The sequence below is a fragment of the Pilosibacter sp. NGB245 genome (assembly GCF_057397225.1).
Genome location: NZ_CM171584.1, coordinates 3,076,472 through 3,099,749 on the forward strand (window position 1 = coordinate 3,076,472; position 23,278 = coordinate 3,099,749).

Annotated in this window: 22 protein-coding genes; 7 read left to right on the forward strand and 15 right to left on the reverse strand. The window is 50.7% G+C overall.

What is annotated here, in order from left to right:
• Positions 1-289: 289 nt before the first annotated feature.
• Genes ACXMYH_RS13690 through ACXMYH_RS13700 form a run of 3 tightly spaced genes read right to left on the reverse strand, consistent with a single transcriptional unit; the run spans position 290 to position 1,873 of the window.
• A complete protein-coding gene (locus tag ACXMYH_RS13690; RefSeq protein WP_215705070.1) occupies positions 290-745 on the reverse strand; it encodes a threonine/serine exporter family protein in 456 nt (151 codons plus the stop codon).
• Complete coding sequence (locus ACXMYH_RS13695) at positions 742-1,524, reverse strand: threonine/serine exporter family protein (protein ID WP_243021247.1); 783 nt, start codon at positions 1,522-1,524, stop codon at positions 742-744. The genes ACXMYH_RS13690 and ACXMYH_RS13695 overlap by 4 nt, the downstream gene beginning before the upstream one ends.
• A complete protein-coding gene (locus ACXMYH_RS13700; protein WP_329751263.1) occupies positions 1,514-1,873 on the reverse strand; it encodes a DUF3870 domain-containing protein in 360 nt (119 codons plus the stop codon). Before ACXMYH_RS13700 ends, ACXMYH_RS13695 begins: the two co-directional genes overlap by 11 nt.
• A 564-nt stretch (positions 1,874-2,437) precedes the next feature.
• On the opposite strand from ACXMYH_RS13700, the gene pepV reads away from it, so the two are divergent.
• From pepV to ACXMYH_RS13720, 4 genes are all read left to right on the forward strand, one after another.
• Positions 2,438-3,814, forward strand: coding sequence for a dipeptidase PepV (gene pepV, locus ACXMYH_RS13705; protein WP_486555095.1), 1,377 nt, complete (start codon positions 2,438-2,440; stop codon positions 3,812-3,814).
• Positions 3,815-3,825: 11 nt separating this feature from the next.
• Entirely contained in the window at positions 3,826-4,986 is a 1,161-nt protein-coding gene (locus ACXMYH_RS13710) for a CapA family protein (protein ID WP_117515135.1), read from the forward strand.
• Between the two features lie 38 nt (positions 4,987-5,024).
• Positions 5,025-6,218: a DUF819 family protein gene (locus tag ACXMYH_RS13715; protein WP_117503660.1), complete on the forward strand. Its 1,194-nt coding sequence runs from the start codon at positions 5,025-5,027 to the stop codon at positions 6,216-6,218.
• A 239-nt stretch (positions 6,219-6,457) separates the two neighbouring features.
• Positions 6,458-8,008 (forward strand): transglutaminase-like domain-containing protein, encoded by a 1,551-nt coding sequence (locus ACXMYH_RS13720; protein WP_486555096.1) that lies wholly within the window; start codon positions 6,458-6,460, stop codon positions 8,006-8,008.
• A 575-nt stretch (positions 8,009-8,583) separates the two neighbouring features.
• Here ACXMYH_RS13720 and ACXMYH_RS13725 read toward each other — a convergent pair.
• Both ACXMYH_RS13725 and ACXMYH_RS13730 read right to left on the reverse strand, forming a co-directional pair.
• On the reverse strand, positions 8,584-8,859 hold the full coding sequence (locus ACXMYH_RS13725) for a hypothetical protein (protein WP_486555097.1): 276 nt from the start codon (positions 8,857-8,859) through the stop codon (positions 8,584-8,586).
• A 213-nt stretch (positions 8,860-9,072) separates the two neighbouring features.
• The gene (locus ACXMYH_RS13730) at positions 9,073-9,825 is read right to left on the reverse strand and encodes a helix-turn-helix transcriptional regulator (protein ID WP_486555098.1); all 753 of its coding nucleotides are present in this window, start codon (positions 9,823-9,825) and stop codon (positions 9,073-9,075) included.
• 128 nt (positions 9,826-9,953) lie between these two features.
• On the opposite strand from ACXMYH_RS13730, the gene ACXMYH_RS13735 reads away from it, so the two are divergent.
• Complete coding sequence (locus tag ACXMYH_RS13735) at positions 9,954-10,190, forward strand: helix-turn-helix domain-containing protein (RefSeq protein WP_118297206.1); 237 nt, start codon at positions 9,954-9,956, stop codon at positions 10,188-10,190.
• Positions 10,191-10,389: 199 nt separating this feature from the next.
• On the opposite strand, the gene ACXMYH_RS13740 is transcribed toward ACXMYH_RS13735, so the two are convergent.
• From ACXMYH_RS13740 to ACXMYH_RS13780, 9 genes are all read right to left on the reverse strand, one after another.
• Entirely contained in the window at positions 10,390-11,427 is a 1,038-nt protein-coding gene (locus ACXMYH_RS13740) for an aldo/keto reductase (RefSeq protein WP_486555099.1), read from the reverse strand.
• Between the two features lie 356 nt (positions 11,428-11,783).
• A complete protein-coding gene (locus ACXMYH_RS13745; RefSeq protein ID WP_015553121.1) occupies positions 11,784-11,978 on the reverse strand; it encodes a hypothetical protein in 195 nt (64 codons plus the stop codon).
• The gene (locus ACXMYH_RS13750; RefSeq protein ID WP_118297207.1) at positions 11,941-12,651 is read right to left on the reverse strand and encodes a GntR family transcriptional regulator; all 711 of its coding nucleotides are present in this window, start codon (positions 12,649-12,651) and stop codon (positions 11,941-11,943) included. The genes ACXMYH_RS13745 and ACXMYH_RS13750 overlap by 38 nt, the downstream gene beginning before the upstream one ends.
• A gap of 15 nt (positions 12,652-12,666) precedes the next feature.
• Entirely contained in the window at positions 12,667-13,563 is an 897-nt protein-coding gene (ispE, locus tag ACXMYH_RS13755; RefSeq protein WP_486555100.1) for a 4-(cytidine 5'-diphospho)-2-C-methyl-D-erythritol kinase, read from the reverse strand.
• A gap of 280 nt (positions 13,564-13,843) precedes the next feature.
• A complete protein-coding gene (locus ACXMYH_RS13760) occupies positions 13,844-14,545 on the reverse strand; it encodes a GNAT family N-acetyltransferase (RefSeq protein WP_118531013.1) in 702 nt (233 codons plus the stop codon).
• An 18-nt stretch (positions 14,546-14,563) separates the two neighbouring features.
• The gene (locus ACXMYH_RS13765; protein WP_486555101.1) at positions 14,564-15,091 is read right to left on the reverse strand and encodes a peptidylprolyl isomerase; all 528 of its coding nucleotides are present in this window, start codon (positions 15,089-15,091) and stop codon (positions 14,564-14,566) included.
• A 356-nt stretch (positions 15,092-15,447) separates the two neighbouring features.
• Complete coding sequence (locus ACXMYH_RS13770) at positions 15,448-16,224, reverse strand: SIMPL domain-containing protein (RefSeq protein ID WP_215702632.1); 777 nt, start codon at positions 16,222-16,224, stop codon at positions 15,448-15,450.
• 267 nt (positions 16,225-16,491) lie between these two features.
• A complete protein-coding gene (locus ACXMYH_RS13775) occupies positions 16,492-18,297 on the reverse strand; it encodes a M20/M25/M40 family metallo-hydrolase (RefSeq protein ID WP_486555102.1) in 1,806 nt (601 codons plus the stop codon).
• 397 nt (positions 18,298-18,694) lie between these two features.
• The gene (locus tag ACXMYH_RS13780) at positions 18,695-20,056 is read right to left on the reverse strand and encodes an alanine/glycine:cation symporter family protein (RefSeq protein WP_486555103.1); all 1,362 of its coding nucleotides are present in this window, start codon (positions 20,054-20,056) and stop codon (positions 18,695-18,697) included.
• A gap of 204 nt (positions 20,057-20,260) precedes the next feature.
• On the opposite strand from ACXMYH_RS13780, the gene ACXMYH_RS13785 reads away from it, so the two are divergent.
• Both ACXMYH_RS13785 and ACXMYH_RS13790 read left to right on the forward strand, forming a co-directional pair.
• Complete coding sequence (locus ACXMYH_RS13785) at positions 20,261-21,250, forward strand: zinc dependent phospholipase C family protein (RefSeq protein ID WP_252197391.1); 990 nt, start codon at positions 20,261-20,263, stop codon at positions 21,248-21,250.
• 281 nt (positions 21,251-21,531) lie between these two features.
• Positions 21,532-22,236, forward strand: coding sequence for a gamma-glutamyl-gamma-aminobutyrate hydrolase family protein (locus ACXMYH_RS13790; protein ID WP_118531021.1), 705 nt, complete (start codon positions 21,532-21,534; stop codon positions 22,234-22,236).
• A 277-nt stretch (positions 22,237-22,513) separates the two neighbouring features.
• On the opposite strand, the gene ACXMYH_RS13795 is transcribed toward ACXMYH_RS13790, so the two are convergent.
• On the reverse strand, positions 22,514-23,152 hold the full coding sequence (locus tag ACXMYH_RS13795) for a hypothetical protein (protein WP_118297217.1): 639 nt from the start codon (positions 23,150-23,152) through the stop codon (positions 22,514-22,516).
• Positions 23,153-23,278: the final 126 nt, after the last annotated feature.

Below are 23,278 nucleotides of genomic sequence, written 5' to 3' on the forward strand. Positions count from 1 at the left end.
ATATGATAGACTATAGATACAAAAAAGGGAAAGTCAGATACACACGGCCTACCCTTTACAAGTAATCTGTTATAGTATAACAGCCGTCACTATTGGGGTAGTGGCGGCTATTTTCTTTTTCCGAAGATCGTGTAACACAATCCTACGAGAGCTACAATGAATATATCTATCTGGATCAAGTCCGAATATGTAACATACATTGGCATCGCCCTCCATAAAAGGAGGGCAGGCCGCCTTTTATGTATTCTGCTTTCCCATAAATTCATTATATATTGCAAACATTTGTTCGTCAATATTTTTTCTTAGCTACTATGTGCACCAGCGCCTCGATCGGCCTCCTCAACGACGTCACGACCATGATCCCCGCCGCAAGCGCGATCGCAAGTCCGATCGCCGCCTGCCCCTTTACGATAAACTGCGGCATGTCGCGCCGGAGAGCCGCGTCCATCGCATAGTACAGGGAACCTCCCGGGATCAGCGGGATGACCGTCGGCATCAGGACCGTCGTTGCCGGTGTCTTTAAGATCCTCGCCCAGATCTCCGAGTAGATCGTGATCAGGATCGCCACAACGAAAAATCCCAGATATTCATTATTCACAAAATGTAAAAATACAAGATACACTGCCCAGAAAACTGCCCCGCCGATCGCCGGGATCCAGACTCTGCGCCCGCGGATGTTGTAGATGATCGCAAATCCGAGCGACCCGAAAAACGATGCGATGACTGAAAGAACATCCTGACTCATAACATCCCTCCAAGAAGTATTTTAGAAAGAATAAACCCGGCTGCCACACAGACGGCTGTGATCATCGCCTCCGAAAAATGCAGAAGTCCGCTGATCATGTCCCCGCTGATGAAATCCCGGAATGAGTTCGTCATCAGGACTCCCGGGATCAGGAGCATGATATTCCCGATCATGATCATCTCGACATGCTGTCCGATCCCGAGATAGCAGACAAGAATACATGCCATACCTGAGATCAGAGAGCAGAGGATATTGGAGAAGATTGCCTTCAGCTTGATCGCGGAGAGCGCATATAAGGTCACGCGGATCAGCGCCCCGACAAACAGGGACGCAAATCCATCCCACAGATTTCCTCCAAAGAAAATGGCAAACGCCCCGGCTGTCATTGCATAGATCCCGCACTGCACCGCCGGGGAATATGTCGGTCCCTTTAAGATCTTTTCATATTCCTGATCGATCACCGCAAACGACGGCTGCGTCGCGCAGATCCGCCTCGAAAGGTCATTCAGCCGGTCCAGCTTCCACATATCCGTCCCGTAACTTAAAATTCTTCGCGTCTGCGTGATCCACTTCCGCTCCTTCGTCTCCAGCGTCACGATGATACACGACGCGATCGAGAAAATATGGCTCTGCCGGATCCCGTAGGCATTGCAGATCCTCCGGATCGTATCCTCCACACGGCTGATCTCCGCCCCGCTCACGAGGAGCTGCTCCCCGATATTGATCGCGCAGGTCAGGACTTCTTCGCTTGTCATCTCTTCATTCTTTTCAGTTGTCACCTTTTTTCCCCTTTTCCTCTGCTTCGGCGGCCATCGCGCGCTGATAATGCTTTAACGCGTCCCGATAGGCAACGATCAGCGCTTTCCAGGAAGAACCATGATATCGGCGCTGGATCGCCTCCTCGATCACCTTCGCATCCGTTTCCAGGTGCTTATGCAGAAAAATCTTTCGTATAAAATCATTTGTCAGCTCCAGCGTTCTCGAACAGTCTGTCTGTATGATCTCTCCTGTTGATGGGATCACCTCAAATGCGATAAAAAAGCTTCCATACACCTTTGTGATCGCGTTATCCACATTCGTTCTTGATTCTCCTACAATATAATATGTCTCCTCACCGGTTTCAGCCATTCCGCTCTCCTCTTTTCATCAGCTCGCACGCGGCTGGGTTCAGTCACGCTCTCATTTCCAATACTTGTCCCACCATATTTCAGCATCATAATATAGGAAATCCATTCTGTCAATCCCTGTACGAATTCCAGTACATCTGCGGCCACTACTATATTGTACGGAGTTTTCAGTTCAGAAAATTCCTGCCCATAAAAAGTAATCACATCTGCTCTCTCGTCCGGACCGGCGGCGTGCTTTCCAGAATTTCCGCAATTATTTTTCCACGTCTCCTGTCTTACGTTTCGAAAGATCTGTACTTTTTGTTCTCATTTTTGTATTTTCAGTAATTTTAATATTTTTAACCAAATTTTTATTTTTTATTGACAAACCATTTCCACCTCATTATAATAAACACAAATGAATACGCAATGTTGCTGCTTCATTCTGCAAATGGCAGTTACCGCTGTCTGGCAAGCAATCTGAAATCCGGCAAAAGCGAGAACCAACGACAAAAGCGAGATCAAACCGCTCTTGTCTTCCTGGTCTGCTTTTGGCGGATTTTTTTTGAGAGGAGGATGAGTATCTATGACTCTGAAAGAAGCTGTCGAACTTCAAAAAGAACCACTTCTTCAATCCCTGGCGGAAAGCATCCGGATCCGCAGTGTGCAGGAACCGCCTGCAGATGGCGCCCCATACGGCCCCAATGTCCGCAAATGCCTTGACCACGCCCTGGCTGTGTCAAAGGGACTCGGTTTCCGCACCACTGATCTTGATCACCAGATGGGATGGTGTGAATTCGGTGAAGGCGATGAGATGATCGCCGTCCTCGGGCATCTCGATGTTGTCCCGGAAGGGGAAGGATGGACCTTCGATCCGTTCGGCGGTGAGATCCGGGACGGAAAGATCTTCGGCCGTGGTTCCATGGATGACAAAGGTCCGACAATGGCCGCCCTTTACGCGATGGCCGCCCTGCGTGACAGCGGTCTCCCCTTAAAACGCCGGATCCGGATCCTCTTCGGAACAAACGAGGAGACCGGAAGCAATGACATGAAATACTACAAGAGCCACGGCGGCGAACTCCCTGTCATGGGATTCACCCCGGACGGAGAATATCCGGTCATCAACGGGGAAAAGGGGATCATCAATGTCAACTATGAAGCGGACTACACCCAGACCGGCAATGTCCGTCTCACAAAGATTTCCGGCGGATCCGCGCCGAATGTAGTCCCAGCCTCCGCGAGAGCAGAAATCACCTGCCCGGACGATATGAAGCCGCAGCTCATGGTCCTCGCCGCCGGATGTGACCGGATCACCTGCACTGAAACTGCAGACGGATTCGAGATCCTCGCAACCGGCGTCAGTGCCCACGGAGCTTCCCCGGAACTCGGGATCAATGCGATCGGCCTCCTGATGGATGCGCTCGGAACACTTCCGCTCGATGAACCGTTACTCGGTTTTGTTCACTTTCTCTCCGATCATGTCGGGCTGGAAAGCGACGGGACCTCCCTCGGGATCGCTCTTTCCGATGAACCGAGCGGAAAACTCACATTCAACCTCGGAACGATCCAGGGCGATGAGACAAGTTTCCTGATCCGCATCAACTATCGCTACCCGGTAACCTTCACCTACGATGACTGTGCTCCGATCTGCGACGCGGCATTCCTGAACGCAGGATTCCTGAAGGTAAATGAAACCCACAAAGCATGTCTCTATCTTCCGGAAGACTGCGAGCTGGTCCAGACTCTTCTGCATGTATACGCAGACGAGACCGGACTTCCTGCGATCCCGAAATCCATCGGCGGCGGCACCTACGCGAAAGCGATCCCGAACGTTGTCGCCTTCGGACCGATCTTCCCAGGCGATGAAGTCCGCGAGCACAAGCCGGACGAGTTCATGGAGATCGACCGATTGATGGAAAATGTACATATTTTTGCAGAAGCTCTTTACCGGCTGGCCAGATAGGAGGTGGTTCCATGGAAAAAAAGAAAACATCGATCGTTTTTACCGGAGATATCGGATTTGACCGCTACATGGATCACCGCTGGGAGGATGAACATCTGCTGTCTGCCCCCGTCCTCGATTTTTTCCACAGCGCTGATCACACCGTCGCAAATGTGGAGGGCGCACTGATCGATGCGAAAGATGACGGATCCCGCGGAGTCTTCTTTCACAGCATGAATCCCGCGGCGACGCGCGTCCTGAAAGATATCCATGCAGACATCTGGAGTATCGGGAACAACCACACGATGGATGCCGGGCGGGAAGGTGTTCTGAGCACAAAAAAGATCGCCGAAGAAATGGGTTGTCTCACGATGGGGGCCGGAATGAATGACACCGAAGCGTCCGAACCTGTGTATCTCGACGAGGCAGGCGGGATCGGCATGTTCTGTGTCGCCTACCAGGCAGAATGCATCCCGGCAACTGCCACCGAACCCGGTATTTTCCGCTGGGATGACCTCGATCTCATCGCAAAACGGATCGCCGAGATCAAATCCCGCTGCCGCTGGTGCGTGATCGTCTCCCACGGCGGGGAAGAATTCACAAGTCTTCCAAGTCCCTACACCAGAGACCGCTACCTCAAGTTTCTGGAACTCGGAGCCGATGTGGTCGTCGCCCATCATCCCCATGTCCCGGAAAACTACGAGCTCTTTGACAACGGAAAAGCAATTTTCTATTCACTCGGAAACTTCATTTTTGATACCGACTATCAGCGCGTCCACCTGTATACGGATGTCGGAGTCCTGTTAAAACTGATCTTCACCAAAGAAGCGATCGATTTTGAGGCGATCGGGATCCGGATCATCCGCGGAGATGAGCGGATCGATATCGCCCCACTTCCTGCCATCTTCACAGACATCCCGGCTGCGGAGTATGAACTTCTGGCACCGCTCTCCGCAAAGGCCTTTGTCGCGGAGGACCGCAGGAAAATGATCTATCTGGAGCCGGAGCGCTTTACAGATGCCTCCGAAGATGTCTGGAACGGATATTTCTTCAGCACCGAACCTGACGGTTACTTCGAGGGCGCCCACATGGATTTCCACATCATCGTCCCGTTTTCGGAGAAAGCGGAGGAAGGTGCATGGAAAAAGAGCACGTTGGAGCCGGTAAAAGAATACATTCTTCGCCAGCTCTGATACAACGACAACACAAATAGAAAAAGGAGCGTGATCCTATGTTAACGATTACAAACGGTTTTACTTACATAGCCTTCCTGATGCTGCTCGCAGGCGGTCTTCTCGCACTTGAAAAATACATGAAGTGGAAAATCTTCAACATCGTTCCGCCGCTCGTATGGATCTATATCTTCAACATGTTCTTCTGCACCATCGGTCTCTACAATTCCGATGAGTGTTCCGCAGCCTACAGTGCCTTAAAGAACAACATCCTATATGCCATGATCTTCGTCATGCTGCTCCGCTGTGATTTCCGCAAGCTCGGAAAACTCGGACCGCGTATGATCTGTATCTTCATGGGCTGTGCCATCACCCTCGGCATCGGATTCTTCGCTCTTTTCCCGCTGTTTGCAAATGCACTCGGCGGTGCTGACAAGACATGGGGCGCAACAGCTGCCCTCTACGCATCCTGGGTCGGCGGCTCTGCAAACATGGCTGCCATGGAGGATGCGCTTCCGGTCGATTCCGGTGCTTACTCCTGCGCTCTGGCTCTCGATACTGCCTGCTACTCCCTCTGGATCGCACTTCTGCTCTTTGCTGTAAAATATGCTCAGAAGTGGAACAAGGCCTGCAAGGCTGATACTTCCAAACTCGACGCTGTCGCTGCAGCTGCAAACGAGGAAGTTGCAAAAGAGACAAACGTAAAACCGAATGCTGCAGACTGGATCTTCCTGATTGGTCTCACCCTCGTTGTATCTGCAGTCTCCCAGTACATCGGCGTTCAGATGAATGGATTTTTCAAGGGTGTCGGACTTTCCTTCTTTGATAAAGGTACCTGCACGACCGTATTTGTAACGATCCTCGGACTGATCTGCGCAATGACTCCGCTCGGAAAACTTCCGGCAGTCACAGAGCTCTCCAGCGTTTATCTCTATGCGGTTGTCTCCCTCATCGCATCCACAGCAACCCTGATCGACCTCTTATCTGCTCCGATGTGGGTTGTCTATGGTCTCGGAATCCTTCTTGTCCATGTTGTGCTGATGTTCATCCTCTCCAAGATCTTCCACTGGGATCTCTGCATGGATTCCACTGCTTCCGTTGCCTGCATCGGCGGATCTGCTTCCGCTCCGATCATCGCAACCGCTTATGACGGTTCCTTCGCAGGTATCGGTGTTTTAATGGGAGTTCTCGGTGCCGCCATCGGAAACTTCATGGGACTCGGAATGGGCGCTCTATTGAAGCTGTTTGTCTGATCGTGAGTACATTTCATGAGTCTGCTATTTTATGGCTGCTCACGATGACAGGAAACCGTATTTCCCTACATTGTCCCTTCATCTGTGAGCGACCCAATTCTGGCGTCCCCATTCTTTCCCTGTTAGAATGGGGACGCCATTTTATCTCCGGCAGTAAATTGTACCGGTCAGAACAACTCACGGGATCACACACTGAGTTTCACATATATTCACCTTGAATTAACACAGGAGGAACTTTTATGAACGAAAACGATCTTCTTTCTTATCTGAATATCGGACTCCCGGAAGATGTTCTCCGCATGAAGCTTCACGGAGATTTCGACGGTGCAGTCCGGCTCATTGACCGGAAGCTCTCCGGTCCGGCACTTCCGGATCCGCTCCGTTACTGCCTGATGGCAGAACGGGAAATGATTCTGCGCATGCCTTCCGATTATCCTTTTACCCGCGAAGATGCACTCAAAAAGATCCGGTCCCGGATCCCGGAATTTACGGAAAAGGAATTTGACCACTGTCTCTCCATCGGGCAGATCCGCTGGATCTATGTAAACGGCGAAATGCGGATCTTTGACCGCTTTTTCGAGAGCATGTGCAAGTCCATGCCTGGCTTCCGGAAACGGACCGCAGTCACCCTTGACGGTTCTGAGAGTGCCGGAAAAGGAAGCAGCGGAGATCTCCGCTTAAACCGTGCAATGGAAATCATGAAAGAAAAAGGCTCTCTTTCAAACAGGATCCGGATTCGTGCATCTGTCAAAGTGAAAGATTCTGCATTCACTCCGGGAATGTTCGTCCGCGTCCATCTCCCGATCCCCGCCGCCTGCGACCAGCAGAGCGATATCCGGATCGAATCCGTTTTCCCTGAAAACGCAAAGATCGCACCGGAAGACGCACCGCAGCGCACTGTATGCTGGGAAGAGACTCTGAAAGAAAATCATGAATTTTCCGTCCAGTATTCGTATGTGCATACAGCGGTGTGGCATGATACAGAAAGTGCGTTAAAGAAATCTGATGCACGCAAAACATTTGGTACGGAAGCGAGCTCTGAAATCATATCCCAGGATCAAGCTCTGTATGCCGGTTTGGAACATGAGACTGCAAAAACTGTCCGGCTGTACGGGCATTCCAGTAATGGATCCAGCGCTTCGTCTCTGCATGAATTTAAGGCCGGCGTATCTGACGATCTATCCGAGCTTGCCCCGCACATCATCTTTACCCCATACATCCGCACACTTGCCGCAGAACTCTCAAAAGGCTGTGAGACTCCACTCGAAAAAGCCAGAAGCTTTTACGACTTCATTACCCTGAACTTCAAGTACACCTACATGCCGGCCTACTTCTCTCTGGAGGATATTCCGGGGAACTGCGCCAGAACCTTCACGGGGGACTGCGGAGTCTTCGCACTTCTTTTTATCACCCTGTGCCGCTGCGCCGGAATCCCCGCCCAGTGGCAGAGCGGACTCGCCGCAGAGCCGGACTTCATCGGCGGCCATGACTGGGTCCGCTTCTACGCTGCCCCGCTTGGCTGGATCTACGCAGATCCCTCTTACGGGATCGGAGCTGTCCGCGCCGAGAACGAGGAACGCCGCCGCTTCTATTTCGGAAACCTTGACCCATACCGTATGGTCGCCAACCGCGCCTTTCAGGCACCTTTTACCGTCGAAAAGAAATACTGGCGCACCGATCCCTACGATAACCAGTTAGGCGAGATCGAAACCGCAGAGCGCGGACTGAGGTATGAGGAATTTGAGCGCAGGAAAGATGTTCTGATGTGTGAAGAGATCGAAGAGAACTGATTAAAATGTCGCCATATTCATGAAAATATGCCGTGGAACCACTCCTTCGTGATCGGTTCCACGGCATGTTTTTTATGTGTGGTTATGAAAATTCTCGTTTTCGTGTAGTATTGGTACAGTCAAAAATCTTGTTTTCGTGTAAAATATGGGGGGATAAAAATCTCGTTTTCGTGTAATATTCAACTAGTCAAAAATCTCGTTTTCTGTGACAGTAGGTATCATCGACATGAAAAGAAAACTATACGACTCTTTAAAATGCTATATGGCCGATACCGGTCTCCTGATCAGCCACTCGTTTGATAAACGGGATTGTCAGTGAAGAAAGCTACAAAAAGCTGCTCTTCGACAAACTGGAAGTCAACAAAGGCTTTATTATAGAAAACATCGTCACTCAAATGCTGTCTGCGAGCGGACACAAGCTTTATTTTTACTATAATGCCTCCCGCGATGACGCATCCAGCCGTATGGAAATCGACTTTCTGATATCAAAAAGTAACTCACGAGTTACTTTCTTACGAGTATATTATTTTCCATGTTCCCGGAAACTTCGTGAAACAATAAGCATTCATAGCTTTTCACACTTTTCTTTGTTTTACCAGCATCTGATATATTTTTTTCACATCATATTCCGGTGCCGCCGCAATCACGGCCTCATACATCTCCTTCAGCTCTTCCGGAGATGTCTCCAGTGCATCTGCGATCTGCTCCAGGTTCTGTCCCTTTTTTATCTTCTTTATCAGCAGAACGATCTGGCTCTCTTGCCGTCCTTCTTGTCGCCCTTCTTCTCGCCCCTCTTCTCTCGCATCTCTCCGATCCAGTTCCCGCTGTTTCTTTGCATCAAATTCTGTCAAAAACACACGTCTCACCTCATTTCTGTTTTTTATCAGAATAAGTTTTTGATGAATCATCAAGACTTTTATCCCTTATGGCATTTTTATTACTCTCTTGTCTTTGCCAGAGTTTCTTTAAGTTCGTAACTCTCTAGCAGATCAGAACATGCCACCTACTTATCACTTTGGGAGGCTTGATTTATTGATATCGGCAATAATTTTTTCCTATGTGAGCTACATCATCTCCACATTCTGCCCCTTCAACCACATATCCACTCCATCTCCGCCAAATACCTCCGCTTCGATCACCTTCCCATCCTCGCCATCCGCAATAACCTTTGCGGTTGGCAGGCGGTCGAGGATCGCTTCTACGGACATTCCTGTATATTTGAACCGGATCTTCTTCAGTTTTCCGCCGTACATAAACTGCACGCGTTTCCGGAATTCTCCTTCTTCGAAGCGGTCTTTATATGGCACATTGAAATGTTCGTTGGTGATCGTAAAGGACTGGATGCGGTCGATCCGGTAGATTGTCGGGTAGACATCATCTTTATTGACGAATTCCTTTTCGCGGTCGATATTGCGCAGAAAGGCGGCCAGATAAAAATAATACTCCGAGAACAGAATTCCAACCGGCTCGATGGTCCTCTTGACAAATCTGGGCTCTTTCATTCGCTCGTACTTGATCTCCATGACATAGTGATTCTGTACGGCCTGCGCGATGTCCCAGAGGTCGGGGATGATGAATTTTCCGTGATGTGGTTCGATGTAGTGAAATTTTTCGTTAGATATGAGTGAGTCAACTGCTGCCCTGCTCTTTCGCGGGACACAGCTTGCTGTCAGTTTTTCGAGGATCGGAAACATTTCCTCTCTCCTCATGGAGCGGCTTTCCAGAAGGATCTTGCACACAGCCAGAATCTCCCCGTTATTTAACAGAGGTTTTTCCTCCCGCTGCAGACGGTCTGACTTACCTGTTGTACTGTTCATACTCCCTCCCATGCATTCTATGGCTTTATAAGCATATAATACTATCTGTTAGTTATAATATTATATTTTTCAGCTCATGTCAATTTTTGTCGTGATTCGCTATCATAAATATATTCGGAGGAAAATTCATGAAATCGATTCACACTGAAAAATATCGCCAAATTGGCCTGAAGATCGCCTATTACCGCAAGCTCCGTGGTCTCACCCAGGAAGAGCTTGCTGAACAGGTCGGACTGACTCCCGCTTACATCGGGCACCTCGAAGCGCCGAATATTTCCAAGGCACTGTCTTTAGATACCCTCTTCGATATCGCCGATGCCCTGCATGTCGAGGCTCAGAAGTTTCTTGTATTCGAGGAATCATGATACTGTTATTATAGCACCTTATATGGACAAAAATTGTCATCGATGTCATTTATTGTCATTATTTCCAATTTTTTTGCAAAAAAAGGCTTTTCAGAGATTGTTCTCCAAAAAGCCTTTTTCTTTTTTGCACATTTCACTTTTCGAATGTGCAAAATTTGCATATGTAAGTTCCGAATATGCAGATCATTTCTTATTTGTCCTAGAAATTTCCCGGCAAAATCTCCTTTCCCGCAAGGATCTCCTCATAATCCTTCAGGTTTCTCTGCAGCAACTCCGGTGTATTCAGTCCATACGGGCATTTGCTCATGCAGTGGCCGCAGTGGAGACAGTCTTTGATCTTCATCATCTTCGCCTGGACTTCCGGTGTGAGCTGGAGGTGGGACGGGGATCTTCTGAGAAGAAGAGACATTCTCGCACAGGTGTTGATCTCGATGCCGGCCGGGCATGGCATGCAGTAGCTGCAGGCACGGCAGAAGCTGCCGAACAGTTGCTTTCTGTCATTCTCGATCAGGGCGCGGATCTCGTCATCCATCACCGGCGGATTGTCGATGTAGCTTAAGAATTCATCGAGTTCGCTCTCCTTCTGGACACCCCAGATCGGGAGCACACTGTCGTACTGTGCCTGGAATGCATAAGCCGCTTTCGAGTTATTGATCAGACCGCCTGACAGCGCTTTCATCGCGATAAAGCCCATGTCCGCCTTCTTACATTTCTCCATGAGCGCCAGATCCGCGTCGCTGCAGAGATAGCAGAACGGGAACTGTAAGGTCGCGTAAAGGCCGGAATCGACCGCCTCGTTTGCGACCGCGAGACGATGGTTCGTGATACTGATGAAACGGATCTTTCCCTGTTCTCTCGCTTTTAATGCCGCATCGTAAAGGCCGGATTCATCGCCCGGCTTCGGACAGACTGCCGGGTTGTGGAACTGATATACATCGATGCAGTCCGTCTTTAACAGACGCAGGCTGGTCTCAAGATCTTTCCAGAACTCATCCGCTGTTTTTGCCGCGGTCTTTGTTGCGAGATAGATATGGTTTCTGACATCACTGAGCGCATAACCGATCTTCTCCTCACTGTCGGAGTAAGCTCTCGCCGTATCGAAATATGTAATTCCGCCGTCGTACGCCTTTCTTAAAAGCTTTGCCGCCTCTTCCTTCGTGATCCTCTGGATCGGAAGCGCACCGAATCCGTTCTTGTTGACCGTGATCCCGGTCTTTCCAAGTGTAACTGTCGTCATGAAGATATCCCCTTTCCCGATATTGTACGGCCCTGCGGCCTGATCATGTTTTTTCACAGCTGAACATGCTGTCTTCTTTATGAATTGCCCGCAGACAGCTGACATTTCTGGTTACAGTACACGGTCACTCCATGCCCGCGCACTGTAACAGGATTTTGCCGATGCTTCGCATTCCAAATCGGCAAAATCCGCGGCCATAACGGTATCATACGGAATTTTCAGTCCAGAAAATTCCTACCCGTGAAAAATAACCATTTCTGAACTGCGGGCAAATGATATTCCAGATTATAATACTTTCCGCCTCACAGCAGGCAAAATACCGTCAAAAAGCATTATTTCATGCTTCACGCAGCTGCCTACTGCTTTCCTGCGTCCAGCATCTCCTTCAGAGCCTCATCCCCATCATCGATCCACGCGTCCTCTTCGTCCGCGTTGAGACCGAGGAATTTCGCCAGAGTCCGCTCATCGTCACTGTTGTTCCACTCATCGACATAGTCGTCGATCGCTTCAAATTCAATTTCTCCTGCCTGGTACTTTTCTTTGAATGTCATTTTCCTGCTCCTTCAGATTCTTGAGAATCGTGATCTCCTGATTATCGATGTGTTCCCGCACAGCCATCTTCGCCTCCTGGATATGGCGCAGTGTCAGTGCCTTTAAAATGTGTTCATGCTCCACCATGAGGATCTGGCGCTTGTCCGCATCCTTGATATACTCCAGGCGGTAGCGGTACATCTGCTCTCTCAGGTTATTTAAGATCTGCACCAGCTTCTGATTCTTCGTGCTGTTATAGATGATCTCATGGAAGCTCTCATCTGTCTGGGCGATCTGCATCGCATCTCCGTTCTCGATCGCAGCCTTGAAATCAACTTCCGCTTTGTTTAACTCATCAAGCTCTTCCTCGGTGATCCTCTGGCATGCGAGGTCGATCGCAAGCTCCTCTAAGGAACGGCGCACCTCCAGAACATCCCGAAGGTTGCTCTCGGAGATCTTTGCAACCTCTGCTCCCTTTCTCGGGATCATGAGGACCAGACCTTCCAGCTCCAGTTTCCGGATCGCCTCTCGGATCGGGGTACGGCTCACACCAAGCCGCTCCGCAAGCTGGATCTCCATCAGGCGCTCGCCCGGTTCCAGTTCTCCTTTTAAGATTGCCTGACGCAGGGTCTTGAATACGACATCCCTGAGCGGCAGATATTCATCCATATTTACTTCAAAATGATTTGTCATCGTGTCTTTACTCCTCTATCTGGCTTTCTTCCGGTTGTAGAATTCAGTCAGGTACACCTGGCGGGTCAGACGCCCGTCATCCGCCTCTTTAAGCACCTGGCAGGTCTTTTCCGCGAGTTTCCTGTCCTTATAGATACCGAACACGGTAGGGCCGCTGCCGCTCATCAGGGAACCGCAGGCGCCGTTCTCCATCATCATACTCTTGATCCTTGCGATCTCCGGGTGATCCGGGATCGTCACAGTCTCGAGGACATTTCCAAGACGGCTGATCACGCCGTCAAGGTCGCCGTTTCTGATCGCCTCAGTCATTCCGTCGATATCCGGATGTTCCTCCGGTGCAAGCTCATTTACCCGCAGTTTTCCGTACACAGCTTTCGTCGAGACGGAGATCTGCGGCTTTGCGATCACGAGATGGCACTTCGGGGATGGCGGGAGCTCCGTTAAGATCTCGCCGATCCCCTCGGAAAGCGCCGTTCCGCGCATGATGCAGTACGGGACATCCGCACCGAGCTTTACGCCCCGCTCCATGAGTTCCTTCTTCGTAAATCCGAGATCAAACATCCGGTTCACGCCGACTAAAACAGCTGCCGCATCGGTACTTCCGCCGGCCATGCCCGCCGCCACCGGGATATATTTGCGGATCCTGATGGTCACGCCGTCTTTGATCCCTGCCTCATCTAAAAGAAGCTTTGCCGCGCGCCACGCAAGGTTTCCTTCCCCGTCCGGCACGAACGGAAGGTTCGTCTCCGTCTTGATCACGCCGTCCTCCGTCCGGTCCATGTCGATCCGGTCATACAGGTTCACGGTCTGCATGATCATGCGGACTTCGTGATAACCGTCCTCTCTCTTCCGGACCACATCCAGCCCAAGGTTGATCTTTGCGTAGGCTTTCAGCTCTAAATGGTCTTTCATCTTGTCACCTTCTATTTTCCATGTGTGTGATCCGGATCATGCCGCCTCTCACGCTCGCAGATCTTCGCTTACGCTCCATTCATCGCAAAAAAGGCACCATCCGGATCAAATTTCTGCCGAAACAGGCTTACACATTGTATTTATGTTGTTTGTATACAATGTTTAATATACACGATGATGACACCATTTGACAAGAGAAATCTGAGAGAAATAAATGACTTTTTTTCCTATTTTCTGCCCCGGCTCATCCGCAGCATGCCTCGATCGCAGGCGTGGTTCCTCACGCCGCCCTCACGAATCCAAGTCTCTCCGCCACCTTCTTCGACACGATATTATCCTTTTCGATCCGTGCGAGAAACTGAACTGTTCCGAATTCCTCTTTCGCATATTCAACAGCCGCCAGACATGCCTCTTTCGCATACCCCTGTCTCCGATATTCCGGAAAGATATGGTATCCGAGTTCCAGCGTGTCATCCAGGATATTTTCATCGTCAAAAGACAAAAGCCAGTCTTCCACATCCCCGGCCGCATCATCCTGCGGGATCCGGAATCCCACAACACCGGCGAGGTTTCCGCTCTTTTTTTCCTCGACCGCCCAGAATCCAAACTCAAACACTTCGTAGTGGCGCTTCGTGTATCCGGCGATCTTCTCCGCCGTATCCAGACCGTCATCGACATGATTTTTCACGATCTCCTCATAGTCGCGCTCCGCGATCTCACGGAGAATGAGCCGCTCCGTCTCACAGATCGTCCAGGGCAGTCCCAGATGGCGCCTTGCAATCCGCTCCAGAAACTCTTCATCTGCATCCTCGACATCTGTGATCAATGTGTCCGCACACCATTCATTTTCCTTCCCGTCTTCTCTCCATAATCCAACAATGGCTCTCCTTGCAGCTTTCGCCGCCTGGAGAGCCTCGTTTTCATCTGAGATCAGAACAGGAACTTTTTCACCGTCTACCATTGCGTAACGGATCTCCTGCATGGCCTCACTCCTTTTTTATCAACACTTCTCCGGTTCCGGATACTCTACGCCGAAGGTCTCTGCTATGATGGATTTGATTTTCTGTTCCTTCATCGGGCGGTCGCTGTAATCGGTGCGGACCTCAGCGATCTTGTTGACGATGTCCATACCGTCGATAACCTGACCGAATGCCGCATACTCACCGTTTAAGTACGGAGCATCTTTGTGCATGATGAAGAACTGGGAACCTGCGGAGTTCGGGTTCATCGCGCGGGCCATAGAGAGAACGCCCTCGGTATGTGCCAGATCATTCTGGAAACCGTTGTGGGAGAACTCTCCCTTGATGCAGTATCCCGGGCCGCCCATTCCGTTGCCGTCCGGGCATCCGCCCTGGATCATGAAGCCTTTGATCACGCGGTGGAAGATCAGTCCGTTATAGAATCCCTTATTTACAAGACTTAAAAAGTTATTTACCGTATTCGGAGCAACGTCCGGGTAAAGCTCAGCTTTGATGATATCGCCGTTTGTCATTTCGATGGTAATGACCGGATTTTTCTTTTCTGCCATTGTCTTTCTCCTTTTTCCTCAGACACGACCGCTGGCTCAGAAAACAGATTTTCTTCTTCCGCTGGCTGCGTCTTCATTCTTTTTTTGCTGCAGCCGTCCAGAAATCTTCCGGCTGCCGATTACCCTATATTATACAGGGCATGGCCCCGGATGTCCACAATTTTTCATGGCAACATTTTATCTCTATGCCATACAGCAGCGGTGAGACTCCGAGCAGGAGCGCCTTAATTCAGGGATCTGGTTCCTCTTAGCCCGCGGCCTTTAGCAGTCACACGAAGGCTTAGCGGAAGCTTTCCTGAATTACCGAGTGCTCCTGATCGGATGCTCACCGCGTACCCTCACCAATACACTACTTCTTAATCAACCATGGAGAACACGATCTTGATATTCGCATCAACTTCCATCTCTCCCGGCATCACGTTCATGTCCTCAACCGCATTCTCTGCTCCTGCTGCCATCGACACACTTTCTTTCTGCAGGTTCACGCCGCCGTCTATGTATCTGCCGTACTGGTTGTCCGAATATTCCTCGATGCTGACCACATCTCCGAGTGTCCGTCCGCTGGCCTCTGCGAGCGCCTGTGCTTTTGTTCTCGCCAGCTCGACCGCTTTCTTTAACGCTTCCGCATACGCATCATCATATCCGCTGGAATAGTAGGATACGGAATAGATCTCATTTGCACCGGCGTTGACTCCGCCAGAAAGCAGCGTCCCAACCTGCTCCACCGTCACGTCGGAGACAGTCACTTCCGTCTGCATCTCATATCCGATGAGTTTTCTTGTATCGGAACTCCAGTCATACCGCGGATTCAGGCTGTACCCGGATGTCGTGATCGATTTTTCGTCGATCCCCTGTCCTTTCAGATATTCAGTCAGAGAGTTCAGAGCTTCCGTATTCTTCTGCTGGCACTCATCCGCCTTCTGTGCCTCACTCGTCACCGCGAACACGATCTTTGCCATGTCCGGGACGATCTTCACGGTCTCGCTGCTGTCCATCGTGATCTTTCCGTCCGAGCTGTCTCCCACGTTCTCAACTCTCACCGTATCCGGCACCGATACACTCGTGCTGCATCCCGCAAGAGAAACTGCCATCATGGCTGATAATCCGATCGCTGTCAACATTCTTTTTTTCATACTGATTCCTCCTCTTCTCCAAACGTCCGCCTGACGAATAAATTCCCGGCTTTTTATGTACATGGTCCTTACTCAGGGGTCCGGAGCTCTCCGTTTCACCTTCCCTGCCCTGTATCATCTTATATGAAGGAGTATAGCAGAAAACTATGGAAGTATCTTATCTTTTCTCTTACAGTTTTTAGACAAATCCTTTATTTTTCCTGGTCTTTCTCCACCGGTCTTCTGTCACGAGTCTGCAGTCAGGAGGTTTCTGATCTGCAGATCCGTTCACACTGCTGTCTCAGCAAGCTCCAGCAAAATCTCCGGCAGCTCCACAAGAAGACTCTTTCGGTTCACGCGCTCTGTCCGTCTGTGGATGTCCTTTCCCCATGGGCCAAGGAGGACCGCCGGGATATTCAACTTCCCGATCTCCTTGAAATCGACCCGGTAACCGTCTCCCCACAGTGGAGTCTCCGACGCATAACCGGAAAAATCCATTTCCCCGCAGACACCACAATAGCTCAGATCGGAAATTCCCGTAAAATAGTGGACTTTCTTCACCGGGCAGCCGGCATTTTCCGATACCTTTTTGATCTTCCGGAACAGAAAACTCCCGACGCCCTCTTTTCCCGCCATCTGGTCGCTGTGGTAGGCAGGATAAAGTGGCGGCGCAAACCCAAGTACCATCAAAGGTGTCGTGATCCCCGACCAGTCCAGAACTTCGGTCATCAGCTCGATCGTCGCCTGCGGATAATTTGTTTCTCCGTTTTGGATCTTCTGCTCCATCTGGGTTTTCTGTTCCCGGAAAAATCTTTCAAATCCATCAGAATCCTTTTCCCGGCAGCGTTCCGCAAGTTCCGCAAAAGAGAGCACTTCAAAATCCTGCTTTTTTTCCTGTCCGCCTGCTGTCCTTTCAATATCTTCTGGAACATTTTCTGTTCTAAGGATTCGCCTTCCGCACAGCTTCCCTTCCAGTTTTTTCCGCTCTTCTTCCATCTTATCGATATACCCGGAAAATGCTTCATACCCGCACTCCCGAAGCTTTTCGATGATCTCCTCCGGCCCCGACCTAAAGCTCAGAACGTTCAGATATCCGGCGGCCCTGGCCGGGACTGACACATCATACTCCCGCTTCCTGTCACGGAAATTCAGCCATGTGGGCGGCATGCAGACCTCCCCGTCGAACATCTCGGCAAACTCCGCTGAGAGCTCCGTCTTCTCAAACATCCGCCCCAGAACGCCGACCGCATTGATCCCATCAAAACATCTGCTCACATGGGCCGTCCTGCCCTGTACAAGGACCACCGGCATACATTTCCCGACCGATCCGAGAAATACCTCCTGACCTTCCTCATCCCGGCTCATCGGCTCAAGATCGATCAGAAGATCATAGGAAAGTCCTTCCCGCTCCCTGAGATCCATGAGAAATCCTGCCGCACCTCTCATACCGGCCGAATAAGATTCCTCATCCGGCACAGCCAGAAACAGGATATTTCCATTCAATCTGTCCGTCCCGTCAAGAACCTGCTCTCCGATCTCGTCAAGAACTGCAAGACCTGCCGCCAGTCCGCCCTTCATATCCGCCGCACCGCGCCCGAAGATCCACTCCCCTGACACAACATCCTTCCAGAAATCCTCCTCCGGATCATGCGCTGAACCCGCACGCAGCGTTGCAGCACTGCTGCCCTCTCTCCCGTGCATTTCGCCTGCATCTTCACAACTCCGGACCTCAGCCATCCTGCGGCTCATCCGCTCACTGTACTCCCTTTCAAACGCCGCCCTCAGCTCCTCCATCGAAAACGCCAGCGGTTTCAACGGACCATAGTCCTCCACACCGACCACATCATAATGACCGGTAAAAATGACCGTCCGCCCGGAACTCTTATTCCCCCGCACCAGTCCATACACCAGCGGACGCTTTTTCGCATCCCCCGGGATCATGATCTCTCCAAAATTCTCCGGATAAACCTGAAAATACGACTGCGCTTTTAAGATCTCCCCGATCCTTTCCGCCGCCATCTTCTCATCATCCGTATCAGAAATTCCTGGAACTGCCACAAGCGCCTTTAAATATTCATAAACCTTTTCTTCCATTCGGTCCGTTCTCCTTTATATGAACATATGATGTCTTGTTTTTCTTACGAAATATGCTTTCATTATACTAAAACTTTCCGGGATTTTTCAAGATTTGCCGACACACGAAAAAAAGCACCCCGCCGAGTGCTTTTCTTCTACAAAATGATTATTTGAAAAAGGGAGGAGAGCTGATAATCACTTATCAGCTCGAGTATTATGAAAAAAATCTTATAAGCAGCATCTGTATCAGATGTCTTTCTGTTTATGGTTATATGATATCCATAAAACATGAAGAAATCGTGTGAATTGTGTAAAAGAAATTTGAAAACTTTTTGAACAAGATATGAACACCTGAAATCCCTTATTTTCACCCAAAGCATCTCCTCCCGCTGTGCCCCACGGCCGACCATGGTATTTATTCCGCCGTCTCACGCTTTCCCGTATCCCGCTCCTTCTCTCCCGGCGCATCGATCTCCCCAACAAGCAAAACCAGCGCCGCCAGATTTGGCACCGCCATGAGCCCGTTAAAGATATCTGCCACCTGCCACACCGTCTCCATCGCCCCAAGGCACCCCAGAAACGCCGCCAGAAGATATCCCGCCGTATAAATTGCCGGAATCCTGCCCGATATCTTCCCTCCAAGATACTCCGCCGCCTGCCGCCCCATATAATACCAGGCGATGATCGTGGAAAATGCAAACAGGACCACACAGACTGCCACCAGATACCCGCCCGGACTTCCAAGCGCCGTAAAGAAGCAGAGACTCGTGAGCGACGCCCCGTTTTCCGCGCCAGACTCCGAAGCCGCCCCTCTGCCCGCCACACAGAGGATCACGAGCGCCGTCAGTGTGCAGCTCACGATCGTATCAAAAAACACCTCAAAGATCGCCCACTGCCCCTGGATCTCCTCCGCCGCCGTCTCCGCACTTCCGTTTAAGACCGCAAGACTTCCGAGTCCGGCTTCATTTGAGAACACGCCCCGCGCGATCCCATAGCTGACACATTGCGAGATCCCGTACCCCGCGATCCCGCCCACTGCACTGCGGAACGAAAAAGCATCCGCCATGATCGCCAAAAAGACTCCCGGAATACGTCCTGCATACAAAACGATCACCGCCAGCGCTGCCGCCGTGTAGATCCCGGCGGACAATGGGACAAGCCGCTCCGCCGCGAGAAAGATCCGCTTTCCGCCGCCCGCCAGCACACTCCCGGCGAGAGTCACAACGATCACGCCCACCGCCGCCTCCGGGATCCCGTACACATAGGATACGGTCTCCGCGATCGCGTTGGCCTGCACCATGCTGCCCATCCCGAATGCCGCCGGAATGCAGAACGATCCGTACAGAACTGCCGCCCATAAACATCCCAGCCGTTTTTCCAGATACATCATCGGCCCCGCGATCCAGCCGCCGTCCCGACCTTTTTCCCGGTACCGGATCCCCAGGACTGTCTCCCCGTAGGCTGTCGCCATTCCAAGGAACGCGGAGACCCACATCCAGAACACAGCGCCAGGCCCGCCCGCGATCACAGCCGCCGCGACTCCTGTGATATTCCCGGTCCCGATCGTGGCCGCCAGCGCCGTACACGCCGACCGGAATGATCCCCTGTGCTCACTCCTGTCATGCAAAAGATTCCCGATCGTCGCATTCCACCAGTCCGGGATCTTCCTAATCTGAAAGAACCGGATCCGCACACTGTATACAAAGCCCACCATCAAAAACAGGACCGGCGTCCACGGTCCCCAGACGATCCCATGAATTTTCCCGATCATGTTCATCTCAAAGCTCCGTCCCCGACGATATGACGTTTCCCTGCTCCCATTCCCATCACATGCCATTCTCAGTTTCTCTCTACGTTTTATTCCCATTTTCACACAGGTATGATATAATAACTGTAGTGTCTGCCGTTGGCAGCATTTATACACAGGCAACGAGCCAAAGTCCGCGCTGGCGTGAGACCTTGGCATTTTCTTTCAAAGGAGATGATCCCTGTGCCGGGATTTACGACCCACTATCTGTTCGGTGTGAAAGCCTACAATGACCTCCCGAACAATTATTTAAAACATGTGATATCCAAATACCGCTGGCTGTACCAGCTTGGACTCCAGGGACCGGATATCTTTTTCTATAATGTCCCGATCCTCCGTCACAGAGACTACCGCAATGTCGGCTCCCATATGCACGAGTATCAGGTGAACGACTTTTTTAAGAACAGTCTTCTTGAACTCTCTGAGATCCGCTCAAGACAGCAGAAAGAGGAGGCAGCGGCGTTTCTCGCCGGGTTCATGTGCCACTATATCGCCGATTCGATCTGTCACCCGTTCGTCTACGGAAGGATCCAGTTCCGGACCGATAAGAAAAAGTCCGAATGTCATGGACTCCATGCCGCGCTCGAGAATGATATCGACGCGATCCTGTTGTGGAAGTTCAAACACAAAAAGCCGTCTGAATTCAATCAGGCCGCTTCTCTCTGTCTGAACACACAGGAAAGCCAGTTTGTCTCAAGATACCTGAGCAGGTGCATCAACCGCACCTACTACCAGATCACAGAAAAGAACAATTTTCAGGTGACGGAGGGAATGGTCGCCCGGTCCATCTTTGCGATCCGCTTCGGAAGCCGGATCCTGTCCGATCCCGCGGGTCACAAGACGCATCTGATCGGATCCGTGGAATCCATCTTTTTAAAGCATCCGATCGCATCCAAAAAGCTGGTGACCGATAAGCTCTCCGCAAAAGTCCATGAGATCCTGAACCTGGATCATGAAGTCTGGACGAATCCATGGGATCACTCCATCGCCTCCACGGCGTCTTTCCCGGATCTGTACCAGCAGACCTTAAAGAAATGCAATGCGGTCTACTACTACCTGAATGCATTCCTGATCGCGAATGTCCCCGCCGGACCGCCGGATATATCTGCGCTCCTCGCGGAGCTCGGAAACTATTCGTACCACAGCGGACTCGACGTCGGATAATCCGAAATACCCACGGCGGCTCTGAGCGGACGTGATGATATGAATTTTTATGATACATGCGGATGATCTCTGTCCAAACCGGCAGAATTATCATATACTCATGATACCGGGACCAGACTTCTTTGACCCGGATATCATATTTCTCGCGACTGTCAGAACTTTTTACAACTGCGGGAGAGCAAATTTCCGACCTGTCTGTATATGAAACAGCCGGATATTCCCGGAAATCTTCATTGCAGGGGGCAGGCAGGCGGGCAATACGAAAAAAGGAGAGTTAGATTATGAAACCATTGATCTTACTGACCGGTGGAACCGGTGCAGCAGCCAACGGAACACCGACATGGGCATTAAACCAGAACTATGCGGAGAATATCCGCCGCGCAGGCGGTATCCCGATCCTCGCTGTCAACAATGACTGCGCTGAGGAGTATGCGGATCTTGCTGACGGTCTTCTCTTAAGCGGCGGCAAGGACGTTGAGCCAAAGCTCTATGGCCAGGAGAAAATGTTTGACTTCGTTATCACAGATCCGCAGCGCGATGACCTCGAATACAAGATCATCAAGGCGTTCGTGGACCGCAAAAAACCAATCTGGGGCATCTGCCGTGGAATCCAGATCTTAAACGTATACTTCGGCGGCACACTCACCCAGGATATCCCGACTCAGCTCGGCGGCGACCACTCCAAGGGAGTCTGCCATCCGGTGCGCATCAAGAGTGATTCCATTCTCGGAAACCTCTACGGAGAGTCCATGGAAGTAAACAGCTACCACCACCAGGCACTCGACAAACTCGGCGACGGCTTCCAGGCGATCGCATGGGGCGAATCCAACGGTCACACCTTCACAGAAGCGATCCAGCATGAATCTCTTCCGATCTGGTCCGTACAGTGGCATCCGGAGCGCATGACCGGTCCGGTCACGAACCCGAAGGAGTGCGTGGACTCTCTTCCGATGTTCGAGTATTTTGTAAAGCAGTGTGCAAAATAAATGTACAAACACACCAAAAGCGCCGTATCTGTTCCCATGATGAGAACTGCGGCGCTTTGTCATTTTTTCATGTCTTAAACAAGCGAAAACACGCTTCGCGAATTTCCCCTTATTATCGCGACAGTCGCCAAAGTCTCGCGCAAGCGCGGACCTTGGCTCGTTGTTCGTGTAAATAAAAAATGGCAGAATGTTTTCCCCGACTTTGTGAGAAAACATTCCGCCGTCTTCTGATCCTAAATTGATTACCTTTTCGTAATTATTTCAATTATTTGGTCAATTATTTTGCAGCCTTTGTCTCGTCAAGCTTCTTCGGTGAATCGTCGGCAACGTCCTCCGGACCTGCTGCTGCGGACTCACTGCTCTTGAGATCGATCTTCTCGCCGGCTTTGTAGCTCTTATCTACGAGTGTCTTTCCTCCCTCAGTAACGACTTTCACGTCAAGGGAGAACTGGTTCCAGAGTGTTCCGAAGGAATCAGCGCTGGAGTTCTCGAGATCCATGCTCTGTGCTGCGATGATGTCGTTGAACTGTTTTACCATAGTTACGGCGTAATCCATCGCGTCATCGTTTGTTGTATCGTTCTTAACTGTCCATGTGAGACCGATATTTAAAGCGGACTCATCATAAGTGAACTCCATCTTTACAGACTGCGGGAATGCAGTTGTATCGTTGAACAGTCCGTCGCACTCGCTCTGTGCCTGCTCCCAGTCGTACATTGTTGTCTCGACTGTCTCGTCCTCTACAAGGAAATTCTGGTCTCTCGGCAGTGTCTCATCGTCGTCATCTGCCTCTGTCTTTGCCGGATCGATCTCTTCACTTCCGGACACCGGTGCATCTGTTGAAATGCTGCTCTTTGTACATCCGCCAAGGGCAAGAACTACTAAAGACAGCACAGCCATTCTCTTTAATAATTTCATAATAAAATTCCTCCTCTGAATTCAACGGGGTCTCTCATCCTGCTGTACAGAATCCCCCGGGAAATCGGCATACTCACGTATTATATACGATTCCTTTTTATTTTTGAAGTCCTTTTCTCAAATTTA